The sequence below is a fragment of the Acinetobacter yuyunsongii genome, from assembly GCF_041021915.1.
Classification (GTDB): domain Bacteria; phylum Pseudomonadota; class Gammaproteobacteria; order Pseudomonadales; family Moraxellaceae; genus Acinetobacter.
Genome location: NZ_CP157437.1, coordinates 58,597 through 73,918 on the forward strand (window position 1 = coordinate 58,597; position 15,322 = coordinate 73,918).

Annotated in this window: 17 protein-coding genes and 2 pseudogenes; 11 read left to right on the forward strand and 8 right to left on the reverse strand. The window is 46.0% G+C overall.

What is annotated here, in order from left to right:
- Positions 1–23: 23 nt before the first annotated feature.
- The 4 genes and pseudogenes from ABLB98_RS15200 to ABLB98_RS15215 all read right to left on the reverse strand — a co-directional run.
- Positions 24–1,382 (reverse strand): annotated as a pseudogene (locus ABLB98_RS15200) (IS66-like element ISAba25 family transposase); the annotation flags it as partial.
- Between the two features lie 74 nt (positions 1,383–1,456).
- Positions 1,457–1,792: an IS66 family insertion sequence element accessory protein TnpB gene (tnpB, locus tag ABLB98_RS15205; protein ID WP_162620820.1), complete on the reverse strand. Its 336-nt coding sequence runs from the start codon at positions 1,790–1,792 to the stop codon at positions 1,457–1,459.
- Complete coding sequence (locus tag ABLB98_RS15210; protein WP_087537480.1) at positions 1,789–2,172, reverse strand: transposase; 384 nt, start codon at positions 2,170–2,172, stop codon at positions 1,789–1,791. Before ABLB98_RS15210 ends, tnpB begins: the two co-directional genes overlap by 4 nt.
- Positions 2,173–2,577: 405 nt before the next feature.
- Positions 2,578–2,982 carry a hypothetical protein gene (locus tag ABLB98_RS15215; protein ID WP_228252552.1) on the reverse strand — a complete coding sequence of 135 codons (405 nt, stop codon included), beginning with the start codon at positions 2,980–2,982 and terminating at the stop codon, positions 2,578–2,580.
- Between the two features lie 41 nt (positions 2,983–3,023).
- Here ABLB98_RS15215 and ABLB98_RS15220 point away from each other — a divergent pair, with 41 nt between their 5' ends.
- Positions 3,024–3,728 (forward strand): IS6-like element IS1007 family transposase, encoded by a 705-nt coding sequence (locus ABLB98_RS15220; RefSeq protein ID WP_001067793.1) that lies wholly within the window; start codon positions 3,024–3,026, stop codon positions 3,726–3,728.
- A 122-nt stretch (positions 3,729–3,850) separates the two neighbouring features.
- On the opposite strand, the gene merR is transcribed toward ABLB98_RS15220, so the two are convergent.
- Complete coding sequence (gene merR, locus ABLB98_RS15225; protein WP_001166628.1) at positions 3,851–4,306, reverse strand: Hg(II)-responsive transcriptional regulator; 456 nt, start codon at positions 4,304–4,306, stop codon at positions 3,851–3,853.
- A gap of 71 nt (positions 4,307–4,377) precedes the next feature.
- Between merR and merT the strand changes: the two genes are divergently transcribed.
- The 7 genes from merT (at position 4,378) to ABLB98_RS15260 (ending at position 8,088) form a co-directional block, all read left to right on the forward strand.
- On the forward strand, positions 4,378–4,728 hold the full coding sequence (merT, locus tag ABLB98_RS15230; protein ID WP_001294659.1) for a mercuric ion transporter MerT: 351 nt from the start codon (positions 4,378–4,380) through the stop codon (positions 4,726–4,728).
- A gap of 13 nt (positions 4,729–4,741) precedes the next feature.
- Entirely contained in the window at positions 4,742–5,017 is a 276-nt protein-coding gene (gene merP / locus ABLB98_RS15235) for a mercury resistance system periplasmic binding protein MerP (protein ID WP_004178136.1), read from the forward strand.
- Between the two features lie 27 nt (positions 5,018–5,044).
- Positions 5,045–5,470, forward strand: coding sequence for an organomercurial transporter MerC (gene merC, locus ABLB98_RS15240; RefSeq protein WP_000522997.1), 426 nt, complete (start codon positions 5,045–5,047; stop codon positions 5,468–5,470).
- Between the two features lie 38 nt (positions 5,471–5,508).
- Positions 5,509–7,194: a mercury(II) reductase gene (merA, locus tag ABLB98_RS15245; protein ID WP_000209293.1), complete on the forward strand. Its 1,686-nt coding sequence runs from the start codon at positions 5,509–5,511 to the stop codon at positions 7,192–7,194.
- A 17-nt stretch (positions 7,195–7,211) separates the two neighbouring features.
- Positions 7,212–7,577, forward strand: a complete 366-nt coding sequence (merD, locus tag ABLB98_RS15250) for a mercury resistance co-regulator MerD (RefSeq protein ID WP_001277463.1) — start codon at positions 7,212–7,214, stop codon at positions 7,575–7,577.
- Positions 7,574–7,810: a broad-spectrum mercury transporter MerE gene (merE, locus tag ABLB98_RS15255; RefSeq protein ID WP_001087807.1), complete on the forward strand. Its 237-nt coding sequence runs from the start codon at positions 7,574–7,576 to the stop codon at positions 7,808–7,810. The genes merD and merE overlap by 4 nt, the downstream gene beginning before the upstream one ends.
- A gap of 65 nt (positions 7,811–7,875) precedes the next feature.
- A complete protein-coding gene (locus ABLB98_RS15260) occupies positions 7,876–8,088 on the forward strand; it encodes a DUF3330 domain-containing protein (RefSeq protein ID WP_000993245.1) in 213 nt (70 codons plus the stop codon).
- 1,350 nt (positions 8,089–9,438) lie between these two features.
- On the opposite strand, the gene ABLB98_RS15265 is transcribed toward ABLB98_RS15260, so the two are convergent.
- Both ABLB98_RS15265 and ABLB98_RS15270 read right to left on the reverse strand, forming a co-directional pair.
- Complete coding sequence (locus ABLB98_RS15265; protein WP_000908082.1) at positions 9,439–9,726, reverse strand: hypothetical protein; 288 nt, start codon at positions 9,724–9,726, stop codon at positions 9,439–9,441.
- 2 nt (positions 9,727–9,728) lie between these two features.
- Positions 9,729–10,367, reverse strand: a complete 639-nt coding sequence (locus ABLB98_RS15270; RefSeq protein ID WP_000585007.1) for an AAA family ATPase — start codon at positions 10,365–10,367, stop codon at positions 9,729–9,731.
- A 403-nt stretch (positions 10,368–10,770) separates the two neighbouring features.
- Here ABLB98_RS15270 and repM point away from each other — a divergent pair, with 403 nt between their 5' ends.
- Positions 10,771–11,709, forward strand: a complete 939-nt coding sequence (gene repM, locus ABLB98_RS15275) for a replication initiation protein RepM (RefSeq protein WP_002046604.1) — start codon at positions 10,771–10,773, stop codon at positions 11,707–11,709.
- An 82-nt stretch (positions 11,710–11,791) separates the two neighbouring features.
- Here repM and ABLB98_RS15280 read toward each other — a convergent pair.
- Positions 11,792–12,882, reverse strand: a pseudogene (locus tag ABLB98_RS15280) (IS3 family transposase).
- 1,098 nt (positions 12,883–13,980) lie between these two features.
- On the opposite strand from ABLB98_RS15280, the gene ABLB98_RS15285 reads away from it, so the two are divergent.
- Both ABLB98_RS15285 and ABLB98_RS15290 read left to right on the forward strand, forming a co-directional pair.
- A complete protein-coding gene (locus ABLB98_RS15285) occupies positions 13,981–14,124 on the forward strand; it encodes a hypothetical protein (RefSeq protein ID WP_153565456.1) in 144 nt (47 codons plus the stop codon).
- Between the two features lie 543 nt (positions 14,125–14,667).
- Positions 14,668–14,811, forward strand: a complete 144-nt coding sequence (locus ABLB98_RS15290) for a hypothetical protein (RefSeq protein ID WP_153565456.1) — start codon at positions 14,668–14,670, stop codon at positions 14,809–14,811.
- Positions 14,812–15,322: the final 511 nt, after the last annotated feature.

Here is a 15,322-nt window from a genome sequence, read left to right on the forward strand (position 1 = left end):
CATTAAGCGACTTCGTGTCGCACCTCTACCCAATTGTTGCATATCGGTAGATTGCCATCATCCAGATAGCGGCTTAAAGCTGGCCAACGCTTCAGAGTGTAATTGATGGCCTTGGCGGTGGGAGAACTCGATGGCACTGTCAGATGATGTTGGTTGAGCCATTCATATAGTTGTTGCATCACTGGTTGACTATGCTGTTGTCGGTATTCGCGGCGGTCTTCCGCTGTACCATCGGTCTTTTTCCTGAGCTCTGCTTCTATCGCATACAGTTTCTGAATCAGCACTAATGCCTGTTCAGCGACCTGACTTTTCCCAGTTACATGCAGTTCATGGAATTTACGACGTGCATGCGCCATGCAGCCCACCTCAATGACATCGCCTGATTTAAAGCGTGCTTTATAACCACTGTAATCATCACAGACTAGATAGCCCTGCCAGCCTTTCAAGAACTCTTCAGCATGCTGGCCTGAACGACTATCCTGAAAGTCATAGATCACCGCCTGAACTGGATTGTACTGTGTAGTGGCATAGGCCCAGACATAACCTTTCTTCGGTTTTTTATTATTCTCACCCATCCGCATGATGGTGACCGGTGTTTCATCTGCATGCAGCACCTGCTGTTGTAGTACCACCTCTTTTAAGGCATTGGCCAGAGGTTCCAGTTCTACACCGCAGCGACCTATCCAGTCAGATAAAGTTGATCTAGAAAGTTCGATTCCCGCCCGCTGATAGATCAGACATTGACGGTACAGCGGCAAATGATCGGCATACTTCGATACCAGCACATGGCTGAGCAATTCAGGTGAAGCAATGCCTTTATCAATCACATAGGCGGGCATCGCTTGCTGAGTCAGAGTGTCACACTGATCACAGACCCATTTACCACGCACATGCTGTTCCTTATAGAACTGTGCCGGTCTGAAATGCAGTTTTTCACTGACATCTTCGCCGATACGACGGAGTTGGCAGCCACAAGCACATTGGGTTGATGCAGGTTCATGCTCAATACGGATGGTGTGTAGATGATCTGGCAGTGGTCGACGTTTAGGTTTGTTGACTGTTGCTTTGTGTGTCGCTGCATTGGTTTTATCTGCATTTAGCCGTTCCAGTTCTAGATCAACCGCGGCAATATCTTCTTCAACCGCTTCATCCCACAGATGGATTTGTTTTGCCGTTAAGTGTTCATTCTTTTGGGCGAATTTGTGCTTTTTAAACAGCGCCAGTTCATGCTCGTATTTTTGATTGAGAATAGAAAGATGTTGAACTTTGGCATCCAATTGTTGGTTTGATTGTGCTAGAGACTGATGCTGCAGCGCCAACTGCCTGGTGAATTCCAGCAGTTGTTCATGGGTCAGTTGGCTTAAGTCAGGCAGCGTATTCATGACCGCAGTATGCCTGAGGTCATGACGCAGAGGAAATAGAACGTTTGGAGAATAGCAGAATGGAACAGCCTGGTTTAAAGCATCGTCACCACCTGCTGTCGTCCAATGCGCTGCCAGGGCAAACCTTGGATTAATGCCTGTAACTGTTCCGGGCTGAGGGCCACGGTTTCACCTTGGTGAACTTGAGCCCAGTGAAATTTGCCCTGTTCCAGCCGCCGGGCACACAGCCAGATGCCCAATCCATCATGTACCAGCACTTTCATGCGATGGCCACGTTTATTACAGAACAGGTAAGTACAATGCGGTTTGATGTAGCCAAAGGCTCTCACCACCTGAGCCATGACAGTATCCATCCCTGCTCGCATATCCAGAGGTTGGGTAGAAAGCCAGATTTCATCGATACGGATCATGTTGCCAGCACCTTGAGTAATTCTGCCAAGGCAGGTATTTCTGATACTTGCCATTTCAAGCCAATTTCTGCTTTTGAGTGGGGTAAAGTAATTTGAACTTTTAACATGTCAGTAGGAGTAGGATCTAATGGTGCAGAGCAAGATAAGGCAATAAATGCAGGTTTATTCGGTAGTGGTGAGCGATCATTCCCTGGCTTAGCATCAATTAAGCGAATCCATTTGGATACAAGATTTGTATTCAATCCATGTTGCAAAGCGACCGAAGCAATTGAAACGTCCGGTGCTTTACAAGCCTGAACGATCTGCTGTTTAAATTCAGCACTGTATGTTCTTCGTTTTTTCGCAAGAGATGCGATGGATGTCTGATTATTTGTAGTCATAAATTTAAGTCCCCACTTGTTTCTAAGTGGGGACTAAATTAAGGCTTATAGGATGAATTCAGAAGGTGTGTTCAGCGGACGCTTACGTTTATTTAGAAAAAATAATTTAACTTGATGCAATATAAAAAAATCTAATTTGCAAACAAGACGTATTGAGTAAAAATATAAGTAATTGAATATTAATGATAAAATATGTGAGGGTATGGCAGATTAGTAAGAAAACTATAATATTTGTGTTCAGATATTAGAAATTAAAAATAAAATAATTATAAAAATCAAAGGCTTATTTTTTTTACTCTATTTAGGAAACTCCGGAATTAAGTCGACCACTTACCCAAGTTACGCCTTAAATTTGGCTCAATTAGGGGCGCTTTGCATTTCAAATCTTTGTGCAACAAAGCCAATTTAAACTAATTCTAACTGTTCGGCTTCTTCTGTAACTTCAATATCTTCAGCAGCAGAATTTTCAAATTCATCATTTAACCAACGCTGTAATAAACTACGCATTCTTGAGCTTGGTACATAAATATTGATTGGGTTACCTTCACGAATAGCAGAACGCCATATCCATTGGACCATCTCAGATAGAGCGAATACATCTTCCTTAACAGGGAATCCCTTCATAGCTGAAGCTTTAACAACCATTGGATTTGGATATAGGTTCATCAAGTAAGCTAAGTTGGTTTTGTCTTTGTATTCGTTAGTTGCCTTTGTATTGAAGGCTAACCATTCTTCTTTATAGCGTGATCCAGCAATTGCTGAATGTGCTTCTTTAAATGAAGTCCAAAGGGCACTGTTGCAAATAACCACGAATGGTAAGCTGAAGACTGTTTTAGCTAAAGGTGCAGCATATGAATCCTTTCCATGGTCGGCATTTTCAGGGCGAAATCATTCTTTGGGCTGTGCGCTGGTATTGTAAATATGGCATTAGCTATCGTGAACTGCAGGAAATGCTCGCTGAACGTGGAGTGAATGTTGATCACACCACAATTTATCGCTGGGTTCAGCGTTATGCTCCAGAAATGGAAAAACGTTTACGTTGGTATTGGCGTAATCCTACAGATCGACATTTATGGCATCTGGATGAAACTTACGTAAAAGTGAATGGCAAATGGGCATATCTATACCGTGCAGTTGACCAACGTGGCCATACTCTTGATTTCTATCTTTCTGCTAGACGAAATACCCATTCAGCTTATTGTTTTCTTGGTAAGATTTTGAATCATGTCAAAAAATGGCAGATTCCACGAGTCATAAACACTGATAAGGCTCATACCTATGGCCGTGCTTTGTCGCGACTAAAACAGGAAGGAAAGTGTCCTGAAGACCTGGACCATCGACAGATTAAATACAAGAATAACGTGATTGAATGTGATCATGGCAAGCTCAAACGGATCATCAAGGCTACGTTGGGATTCAAGTCTATGAAAACGGCTTATGCCACAATTAAAGGAATTGAGGTTATGCGTGCTCTACGCAAAGGACAAGCTTCATTATTTTATAACGGTAATATTCTAGGAGAAGTTTGGCTAGTAAATAGAGTTTTCGGTCTCTAAGCTTTTTTGAAGGGAAAATCATTGACTCAGATCCCTATTTGCAACAGTGCCGTCAAAACAGCAAGTATGCAGTCTTGACCAGGCATCTAGGGGTCGTCTCAGAATTCGGAAAATAAAGCACGCTAAGGCGTAGTCACCCCGTGACTCCCCCGCGCCGATGCAGCGAGCTTCGTTCCGTCTTGCAGTGACGCAATCAGCGGGCAGGAAACGTTCCCTTTCCGCGCATGGCAGGCGCACACCAGTTCAGACAGCACGGCCTCCATGCGTGCCAAGTCGGCCATCTTCTCGCGCACATCCTTGAGCTTGTGCTCGGCCAGGCCGCTGGCTTCCTCGCAATGGGTGCCATCCTCCAGCCGCAGTAGCTCGGCGATTTCGTCCAGGCTAAAGCCCAGCCGCTGGGCCGATTTCACGAACCGCACTCGTGTTACATCCGCCTCGCCATAGCGGCGAATGCTGCCATAGGGCTTGTCTGGCTCCGGCAGCAGGCCCTTGCGCTGGTAGAACCGGATGGTCTCCACATTGACCCCGGCCGCCTTGGCAAAAACGCCAATGGTCAGATTCTCAAAATTAATTTGCATATCGCTTGACTCCGTACATAACTACGGAAGTAAGCTTAAGCTATCCAAACCAAATTTGAAAGGACAAGCGTATGTCTGAACCACAAAACGGGCGCGGCGCGCTCTTCGCCGGTGGGCTGGCCGCCATTCTTGCGTCGGCCTGCTGCCTGGGGCCGCTGGTTTTGATCGCCTTGGGGTTCAGCGGGGCATGGATCGGCAACCTGACGGTATTGGAGCCGTATCGGCCGATCTTCATCGGCGCGGCGCTGGTTGCACTGTTCTTTGCCTGGCGGCGCATCGTCCGACCGACCGCAGCCTGCAAGCCGGGCGAGGTGTGCGCGATTCCGCAAGTGCGCACCACCTACAAGCTCATTTTCTGGTTCGTCGCCGTGTTGGTCTTGGTCGCGCTTGGTTTTCCCTACGTCATGCCATTTTTCTACTAATCAGGAGTTCATCATGAAAAAGCTGTTTGCCTCCCTCGCTCTCGCCGCTTTCGTTGCCCCCGTGTTCGCCGCCACTCAGACCGTCACGCTGTCCGTGCCTGGCATGACCTGCGCCTCTTGCCCGATCACTGTCAAGCACGCGCTTTCCAAGGTTGAGGGCGTGAGCAAGACCGACGTAAGTTTCGACAAGCGCCAGGCCGTCGTCACCTTCGACGATGCCAAGACCAACGTCCAGAAGTTGACCAAGGCGACCGAGGACGCGGGCTATCCGTCCAGCCTCAAACGCTGATCCGTTAACCGAACTCGGGAGCGACACATGGGACTCATCACGCGCATCGCTGGCAAAACCGGCGCGCTCGGCAGCGTCGTTTCCGCGATGGGCTGCGCCGCCTGTTTTCCTGCCATCGCCAGCTTTGGCGCGGCCATCGGACTGGGCTTCTTGAGCCAGTACGAGGGGCTATTCATTGGCATCCTGCTGCCGATGTTCGCCGGCATCACGTTACTCGCCAATGCTATCGCTTGGCTCAATCATCGACAGTGGCGACGCACGGCGCTCGGCACGATAGGCCCGATCTTGGTGCTGGCAGCGGTGTTTTTAATGCGGGCTTACGGCTGGCAGAGCGGTGGACTGCTCTATGTCGGCCTGGCCTTGATGGTTGGGGTGTCGGTCTGGGATTTCATCTCGCCAGCACATCGCCGCTGCGGGCCGGACAGCTGTGAATTGCCAGAACAACGTGGCTGACGGCAACAGCCGTAGCCACCACAGAAAAGGAAAAATACATGACCACCCTGAAAATCACCGGGATGACCTGCGACTCGTGCGCGGCTCACGTCAAGGAAGCCTTGGAGAAAGTGCCCGGCGTGCAATCGGCGCTGGTGTCCTATCCGAAGGGCACAGCGCAACTCGCCATTGAGGCGGGCACGTCATCGGATGCGCTGACTACCGCCGTGGCCGGACTGGGCTACGAGGCAACGCTTGCCGATGCGCCACCGACGGACAACCGCGCCGGCCTGCTCGACAAGATGCGCGGCTGGATAGGGGCCGCTGATAAGCCCAGTGGCAACGAACGCCCGTTGCAGGTCGTCGTCATTGGTAGCGGTGGCGCGGCAATGGCGGCAGCACTGAAGGCCGTCGAGCAAGGCGCGCACGTCTCGCTGATCGAGCGCGGCACCATCGGCGGCACCTGCGTCAACGTCGGCTGCGTGCCGTCCAAGATCATGATTCGCGCCGCCCACATCGCCCATTTACGTCGGGAAAGTCCGTTCGACGGCGGTATCGCGGCGACTGTGCCTGCGATTGACCGCAGCAAACTACTGGCCCAGCAGCAGGCGCGCGTCGAAGAACTGCGCCATGCCAAGTACGAAGGCATTCTGGACGGCAACCCGGCCATCACCGTTGTACATGGTGAGGCGCGTTTCAAGGATGAGCAGAGCCTGGTCGTCCGTTTAAACGATGGTGGCGAGCGCGTGGTAGCTTTCGACCGCTGCTTAGTCGCCACGGGTGCCAGCCCGGCCGTGCCGCCGATTCCGGGCCTGAAAGAGTCACCCTACTGGACTTCGACCGAGGCCCTGGTCAGCGACACCCTTCCCGAACGCCTAGCCGTGATCGGCTCGTCGGTGGTCGCGCTGGAACTGGCGCAAGCCTTCGCCCGGCTGGGCAGCCAGGTCACGATCCTAGCTCGCAACACGCTGTTCTTCCGCGACGACCCGGCCATCGGCGAGGCCGTTACAGCCGCGTTCCGTGCCGAAGGGATCAAGGTATTGGAACACACGCAAGCCAGCCAGGTCGCGCATGTGGACGGCGAATTCGTGCTGACCACCGGGTACGGTGAAATACGCGCCGACCAGCTGCTGGTCGCCACTGGCAGGGCACCGAACACGCGCAGCCTGGCATTGGAAGCGGCGGGAGTCGCTGCCAATGCGCAGGGGGCCATCGTCATCGACAAGGGCATGCGCACCAGTACGCCACACATTTATGCGGCTGGCGACTGCACCGACCAGCCTCAGTTCGTCTATGTGGCGGCAGCGGCCGGCACCCGTGCTGCGATCAACATGACTGGCGGCGATGCGGCCCTGGACCTGACCTCAATGCCGGCCGTGGTATTCACCGACCCGCAGGTCGCCACCGTGGGCTACAGCGAGGCGGAAGCACATCACGACGGGATCGAGACCGACAGTCGCACCTTGACCTTGGACAACGTGCCGCGTGCGCTTGCCAACTTCGACACACGCGGCTTCATCAAGCTGGTCATCGAGGAAGGTAGCGGACGGCTCATCGGCGTGCAAGCGGTGGCCCCGGAAGCGGGTGAACTGATCCAGACGGCGGTGCTCGCCATTCGCAACCGTATGACCGTGCAGGAACTGGCCGACCAATTGTTCCCCTACCTGACCATGGTCGAAGGGCTGAAGCTCGCGGCGCAGACCTTCAGCAAGGACGTGAAGCAGCTTTCGTGCTGCGCCGGATGAGGAAAAGGAGGTGTTCAATGAGCGCCTACACAGTGTCCCGGCTGGCCCTTGATGCCGGGGTGAGCGTGCATATCGTGCGCGACTACCTGCTGCGCGGATTGCTACGGCCGGTCGCGTGCACCACGGGCGGCTACGGCTTGTTCGATGACACCGCGTTGCAACGGCTGCGCTTTGTACGGGCTGCCTTCGAAGCGGGTATCGGCCTGGACGCACTGGCGCGGCTGTGCCGGGCGCTGGATGCTGCGGACGGTGACGGTGCGTCTGCGCAGCTTGCCGTGTTGCGGCAACTCGTCGAGCGTCGGCGCGAGGCCCTGGCCAGCCTCGAAATGCAACTGGCCGCCATGCCAACCGAACCGGCACAGCACGCGGAGAGTCTGCCATGAACAGCCCAGAGCACTTGCCGTCTGAGACGCACAAACCGATCACCGGCTACTTGTGGGGCGCGCTGGCCGTGCTCACCTGTCCCTGCCATTTGCCGATTCTCGCCATTGTGCTAGCCGGCACGACGGCCGGCGCGTTCATCGGGGAGCACTGGGGTATTGCAGCCCTCACGCTGACCGGCTTGTTTGTCCTGTCTGTGACGCGGCTGCTGCGGGCCTTCAAGGGAAGATCATGACCGCTTCCCAGCCAGCCGAGAGTGGGCAGCTTTGAGCTTCGCTACCAATCTGGAGGAGTACCACCATGAACGCAAACGCCCCGAACACTGCCAGTTGCACCACCTGCTGCGTATGCTGCAAAGAAATTCCGCTCGATGCCGCCTTCACCCCGGAAGGCGCGGAATACGTCGAACATTTCTGCGGGCTGGATTGCTATGAACGCTTCCAGGCACGCGCCAAGGCCGCGACAGAATCTGACATTGCGCCTGTCCCTGGCGGTTCGCAGCCGTCAGATTGAAGCATGGTCTATTAATACATTTATTATTAGATCACTCTGCTAAAAATTTTAGTTAGACCACCTAAGCAATTTAAGTTTAATAAGTTTAATAAGTTTAATAAGTTTAATAAGTTTAATAAGTTTAATAAGTTTAATAAGTTTAACTGCTATAAAGTGGTATTGTTCACTAGTACACTCATTTATGAAGGATTAAAGGTAACCATCCGATAAAGCACCCAACACATCCCTCGCTTCAGTAGCTTTGCAGTAAGTACTAAATTCAAATCCCGTATGTAGATATATTCGCCTTTTGGATGGAGAACAAGCTCTGCACCACCAAAGCCCACATTTATTACATTGCCTTACCCTGCAACGTTTAATCCATCCATTACAGCAATACTACCCGTTCACATTACTTTATCTCGGCTGATAATCAGCGTAGTAACTTTAGCCAATCTCGCTGCAATTTCCATGTCAGGAATTTGTCCACTTATTCCAATGATGATGAGAACTGCAGCATTGACTTAGATCGCCAGTGCTCAGTACTGGCCATCATGTAGCTTTTATCGCTTTAGCGCCTTAACTTATTTAAGTGGCGTAACTTGCATAACTTATGCATCCTATTTAAGTGATGTAAGTTATAGTATTCCGTGTCAGGAATCTGTCTACTTATCAGCGTCCGCGGAACTGCAGGATTTCTGGCTTTGTTGTTCGCAACGAGGGCTAACTCTGGAGTTCCGTATAAGGCATAATCAATAACGACGCCTGATGCGAACATAGCGATTGGGCTGAAACGGAAGGTATCAGGAGCAATCGCTTTGGCAGAATTCCCCAAGGTGCTCACAATAAGATTCACATTGATGAAATCTGGCTTTCTACTCAGCCCATGGATATGCGAGCAGTTACTTATACTGCTCTTTCTCATGTCCTAAAAGCCTTTGACCATGTCAAATCGCAACATTGAGGTTATCTTGTTTTGGAATAAGCGTGGTCATTGTATGAAAGTGTTGATACATGATGGACTGGGTATTCAAAGCTCTACGGTTGAAACAAGCAACATTTCACTGGACTCAAACTCATCATAGTGAAACAATTACAAGCATTGATTCAGAGTTTCGCTTGATAAAGAATTTGACAATGTGCATCAAACATCATGACATCAATTCAGTCAGCCAAGCTGAATAGCCTAGATCCGTGTCTGTGCAGAAAAGGACGCCTTCATATAAAATAACTCAAATAGATAAATTACCACCACACTGCTAGAGCCTGAGCTGAATTTAAAAATATCTATAGGGTTCACCGGGGACTTACAGTAAATTTAACTTGGATAAAAAATATCCCCCTTAAAAAAGTGGGATATTTTTAATTTATTTATTTATTTAATATTTCTTTTAATTCATCTGCACTATATGTCGATAAATTTTCTATAGCTGCTCGAACAATACTTGAACGATTTATTCTTGCATTTTGCCCTTTTACAACCAGCTCATCAATTAGTTTACTAATATCTTCATTGAGAGAAAAAGTGTAACGAATAAATTTTTTTTCACTTGATTCTAAAGCCTTTACCCTCTTTTCTGCACCAGATATAAATGCATCTAACATTTTATCTTGTTCAGTAGGTTCAGGTTTTTTGTTTAGCCCAGTTAAACCAGCCATAGTTATACTCCTAAAAACTCTCTTGCAATACTTTCAATTTCAGCTTTCGCTTTAGGATCACTATTTACTTCAAAAACCGAAAGCCCATTTTCATCTGCATCATCATAAACATTTCGATTTGTTGTGATTGAATTCAATGCATCAATACCAAATGATTTGCATGCCTCTTTTGCATCTAAAATTCTTTGAACTTGAGAAGGAAGAGTTGGACACTGAGTAATAATTGCTCTAGCTTTCAGATTTGGATTTACTGTCTTTGCTAATTTTAAAACTTGTTCCATATGATCTAAAGTTTTTAGATCTCTTCGTTTGGGTCTAAACGGCAATAACATATGTGTAGCTATAGTCATTGCTGAACGTAATGCTTCAGAATCCTGTCCACCTGCATCAATGATAATATCTTGGTATCTTTTATCTAAATCTTTTAAAACTGAACGTATATTCCCTGATGCTTGTACTGATGGAATATTATTTAATTCATCGTTTTCATCTCTTTCTTTGACCCAATCTGTTGTTGTTCCTTGAGGGTCAGCATCTAATAAGAGGACGTCTCTTTGACTTTGTTGTAAGTAAACTGCAAGATTTTGAGCTAAACAGCTTTTACCAGCACCGCCTTTTTCACCACCAACTAAGATAATCATAATTTATGTAAGTTACGTAAGTTTGTTTGTGTATAATTTAACGGTGATTTATGAAGTAATCAACTATCATGAAAAAAAAAATTAAAAAAAAGTTATCCACAAAAGAATGGTCTTTTTGAATTTATATATATTTATTTAAATTTATTATTTATATCTCTGCTCAAAGCTTGACTAGCAAAGGGATACAGGAAGTATATGTTGACAAATTCCTACCAATAAGTTGACTTTTTCCTGTTTCTGAGTTGACATATTCCTACCAATAAGTTGACTTTTTCCTGTTTCTAAGTTGACAAATTCTGTGCATAAGTTGACAAATTCTTTTATTAAAAATACTTTCATTTGTGGACGTTAAGTAGTATTGTCAATATATCTATTTATAACATTTTCCTTAATATATCTCCCTATGAGTAACATAGTATATAAAGATAATAATTTGGTTGAAGCATCGTATTCACTAAATCTATCTGAGCAAAGGCTAATATTAATTGCGATCATTGCTGCTCGAGAAATTGAGAAAGAACTTACTTCTGATACTATACTTACGATTCATGCTTCTGAATACATGAAACAGTTTAATTTAGGACGTCAAGCATCTTATGAAGCGTTACAATCTGCATGTGATAATCTTTTTGAACGGCATTTGAATTATAAAGCAGTAGATCCTATAACTGGAAAAATAGGAATATACAAAAGTAGGTGGGTTTCAAAAGTTGGTTATGTTAAGGAAGAGGGATGCGTCCAACTAATTTTTGCACCAGATATTATCCCCTTATTTGTAAAACTTGAAGAAAAGTTCACAAGATATGAACTTAAACAAATCTCACCACTTACAAGCATTTATGCTATTCGCCTGTATGAGTTACTCATACGTTGGAGATCAACTGGTAAGTTATATATTTCTATAGATGAGCTTAGATCAAAACTCGGATTGATAGAAGATGAATATAAAAAGATGGGAGACTTTAAAAAAAGGGTTCTTACCGTAGCTTTAAATCAAATTAACAAATTTACGGATATTACTGTTTCTTATATACAAAAAAAGGAGGGAAGAAATATTTCAGAATTACATTTCATGTTTGAAGAAAAAGAACAAAATAAAACGAGTACAAGTGCTCCTTTAGAGCCAACTTATAAATTGACAGCTAAGCAATGTATATTCTTTGCTAAAAAGCTATGTGATATTACTAACTATCCAAAATTTGGTAATGATTTCGCACATCGTGGAGAGACTCTAGAAGACTTTCAGGAAAGGATATCAAGTGATCTTCTTGATAGCGATAATGTTAGAAAGTATTTTTCTTATTTGTTAGAAGTTGGTTATGCTCCTAAATACAAGAAGTAACCCTTTAGTTAATTGTCACTTTAAACAAAAGACCACGCCCTCTGGTAATCCTCCCATAAATAACCGAAGTTAAAAGTAGAGGTTAAGCAGCCATTAGAGGTGGCTTTCCTTTGTTAGCTTGATGTGGTCTTTCATGGTTGTAATGCCACAACCAGTTTGTTGCATAATCTTGTACTTCATCCAAAGTATCAAATAAATGCTTGCTCAGCCAACTATAACGTATGGTCCGATTATAGCGTTCAATATACGCATTCTGCTGTGGCTTACCCGGTTGAATATATTCAATACGAATACCGTGCTCAGTAGCCCAGCGCACAAATTCGTGACTGATAAATTCGGGACCATTATCGCATCGGATCACTAACGGTTTTTCTCTCCACTCCAGCAATTGATTCAACGTACGAATAACCCTGATTGTGGGCAATGAGAACCCTGCTTCAATGGCTAGGCCTTCGCGGCGGTAATCATCAATCACATTCAATAATCGAAACTTGCGACCATCGGAAAGCTGATCATGCATAAAATCTAATGACCAAACCTGATTTTCTCGGATTGGTTCTTTCAATGGTTCAGGCGCATGCCGTTTTAGTCTTCTTCTCGGTTTAATACGCAGATTCAGTGCCAACTCACAGTAAATGCGGTAAACCCGCTTGTGATTCCAGCAGCAACTCTCAACATGCCGTAAATACGAGAAGCACAAACCAAAGCCCCAATCGGAATTTTCCTCAGTGAGTTCAATGAGCTGTTCAGCAATGAGTGCATTGTCATCGCTGAGATTGGCTTGATAGCGGTAGCAGGTTTCACTAATGCCAAATGCTTTACAAGCCAAACGAATACTAATGGCATGCTGGGCAACTGCCTGTTGTGCCATCTTACGCCGGCAAGATGGCTTTACCCTTGCGCAGCAGTGCTGCTCATTGCCATCGCTTCCTGGATGATTTCGGCCTTTAATCGCTCTTCCGCATACATCTTTTTAAGTCTGGTATTTTCGGCTTCTAGCTCTTTCAGTCGAGCCATTAATGATGTATCCATACCACCATATTTGGCACGCCATTTATAAAAGGTAGCATTACTCATGCCGTGTTCACGGCAAAGGGTCGCTACAGGTGTGCCAGATTCTGCCTGTTTCAAGATGGACATGATCTGACTGTCAGTAAATTTAGATGTTTTCATGCAGAATCTCCTGCTCGTATCTTAAGAGAAAATTCTACTTTTAGATCCTATTTTTTTTAGGGGGGATTACCCTCTCATACTAAGTTTTTAATTAAGATTGCTTTCATGTGATTTTAATATGAATTAGCATAAGTTACATAACTTATGCTGGTTAAGTAACCACCTATCCTGCCTTTATAATTTATTGCTGCAGTTCTCATCATCATTGGAATAAGTGGACAGATTCCTGACACGGAATACTATAACTGAGGTCACCTAAATAGGATGCATAAATTATGTAAGTTACGCCACTTAAATAAGTTAAGGCGCTAAAGCGATAAAAGCTACATGATGGTCAGTACTGAGCACTGGCGATCTAAGTCAATGCTGCAGTTCTCATCATCATTGGAATAAGTGGACAAATTCCTGACATGGAAATTGCAGCGAGATTGGCTAAAGTTACTGCGCTGATTATCAGCCGAGATGTCGTTATTGATTATGCCTTATACGGAACTCCAGAGTTAGCCCTCGTTGCGAACAACAAAGCCAGAAATCCTGCAGTTCCGCGGACGCTGATAAGTAGACAGATTCCTGACACGGAATACTATAACTTACATCACTTAAATAGGATGCATAAGTTATGCAAGTTACGCCACTTAAATAAGTTAAGGCGCTAAAGCGATAAAAGCTACATGATGGTCAGTACTGAGCACTGGCGATCTAAGTCAATGCTGCAGTTCTCATCATCATTGGAATAAGTGGACAAATTCCTGACATGGAAATTGCAGCGAGATTGGCTAAAGTTACTGCGCTGATTATCAGCCGAGATGTCGTTATTGATTATGCCTTATACGGAACTCCAGAGTTAGCCCTCGTTGCGAACAACAAAGCCAGAAATCCTGCAGTTCCGCGGACGCTGATAAGTAGACAGATTCCTGACACGGAATACTATAACTTACATCACTTAAATAGGATGCATAAGTTATGCAAGTTACGCCACTTAAATAAGTTAAGGCGCTAAAGCGATAAAAGCTACATGATGGCCAGTACTGAGCACTGGCGATCTAAGTCAATGCTGCAGTTCTCATCATCATTGGAATAAGTGGACAAATTCCTGACATGGAAATTGCAGCGAGATTGGCTAAAGTTACTGCACTGATTATCAGTCGAGATGTCGTTATTGATTATGCCTTATACGGAACTCCAGAATTAGCCCTCGTTGCGAACAACAAAGCAGAAATCCTGCAGTTCCGCGGACGCTGATAAGTAGACAGATTCCTGACACGGAATACTATAACTTACATCACTTAAATAGGATGCATAAGTTGTGTAAGTTACGCCACTTAAATAAGTTAAGGCGCTAAAGCGATAAAAGCTACATGATGGCCAGTACTGAGCACTGGCGATCTAAGTCAATGCTGCAGTTCTCATCATCATTGGAATAAGTGGACAAATTCCTGACATGGAAATTGCAGCGAGATTGGCTAAAGTTACTGCGCTGATTATCAGCCGAGATGTCGTTATTGATTATGCCTTATACGGAACTCCAGAGTTAGCCCTCGTTGCGAACAACAAAGCCAGAAATCCTGCAGTTCCGCGGACGCTGATAAGTAGACAGATTCCTGACACGGAATACTATAACTTACATCACTTAAATAGGATGCATAAGTTATGCAAGTTACGCCACTTAAATAAGTTAAGGCGCTAAAGCGATAAAAGCTACATGATGGCCAGTACTGAGCACTGGCGATCTAAGTCAATGCTGCAGTTCTCATCATCATTGGAATAAGTGGACAAATTCCTGACATGGAAATTGCAGCGAGATTGGCTAAAGTTACTGCACTGATTATCAGTCGAGATGTCGTTATTGATTATGCCTTATACGGAACTCCAGAATTAGCCCTCGTTGCGAACAACAAAGCAGAAATCCTGCAGTTCCGCGGACGCTGATAAGTAGACAGATTCCTGACACGGAATACTATAACTTACATCACTTAAATAGGATGCATAAGTTTTGTAAGTTACGCCACTTAAATAAGTTAAGGCGCTAAAGCGATAAAAGCTACATGATGGTCAGTACTGAGCACTGGCGATCTAAGTCAATGCTGCAGTTCTCATCATCATTGGAATAAGTGGACAAATTCCTGACATGGAAATTGCAGCGAGATTGGCTAAAGTTACTGCGCTGATTATCAGCCGAGATGTCGTTATTGATTATGCCTTATACGGAACTCCAGAGTTAGCCCTCGTTGCGAACAACAAAGCCAGAAATCCTGCAGTTCCGCGGACGCTGATAAGTAGACAGATTCCTGACACGGAATACTATAACTTACATCACTTAAATAGGATGCATAAGTTATGCAAGTTACGCCACTTAAATAAGTTAAGGCGCTAAAGCGATAAAAGCTACATGATGGCCAGTACTGAGCACTGGCGATCTAAGTCAATGCTGCAGTTCTCA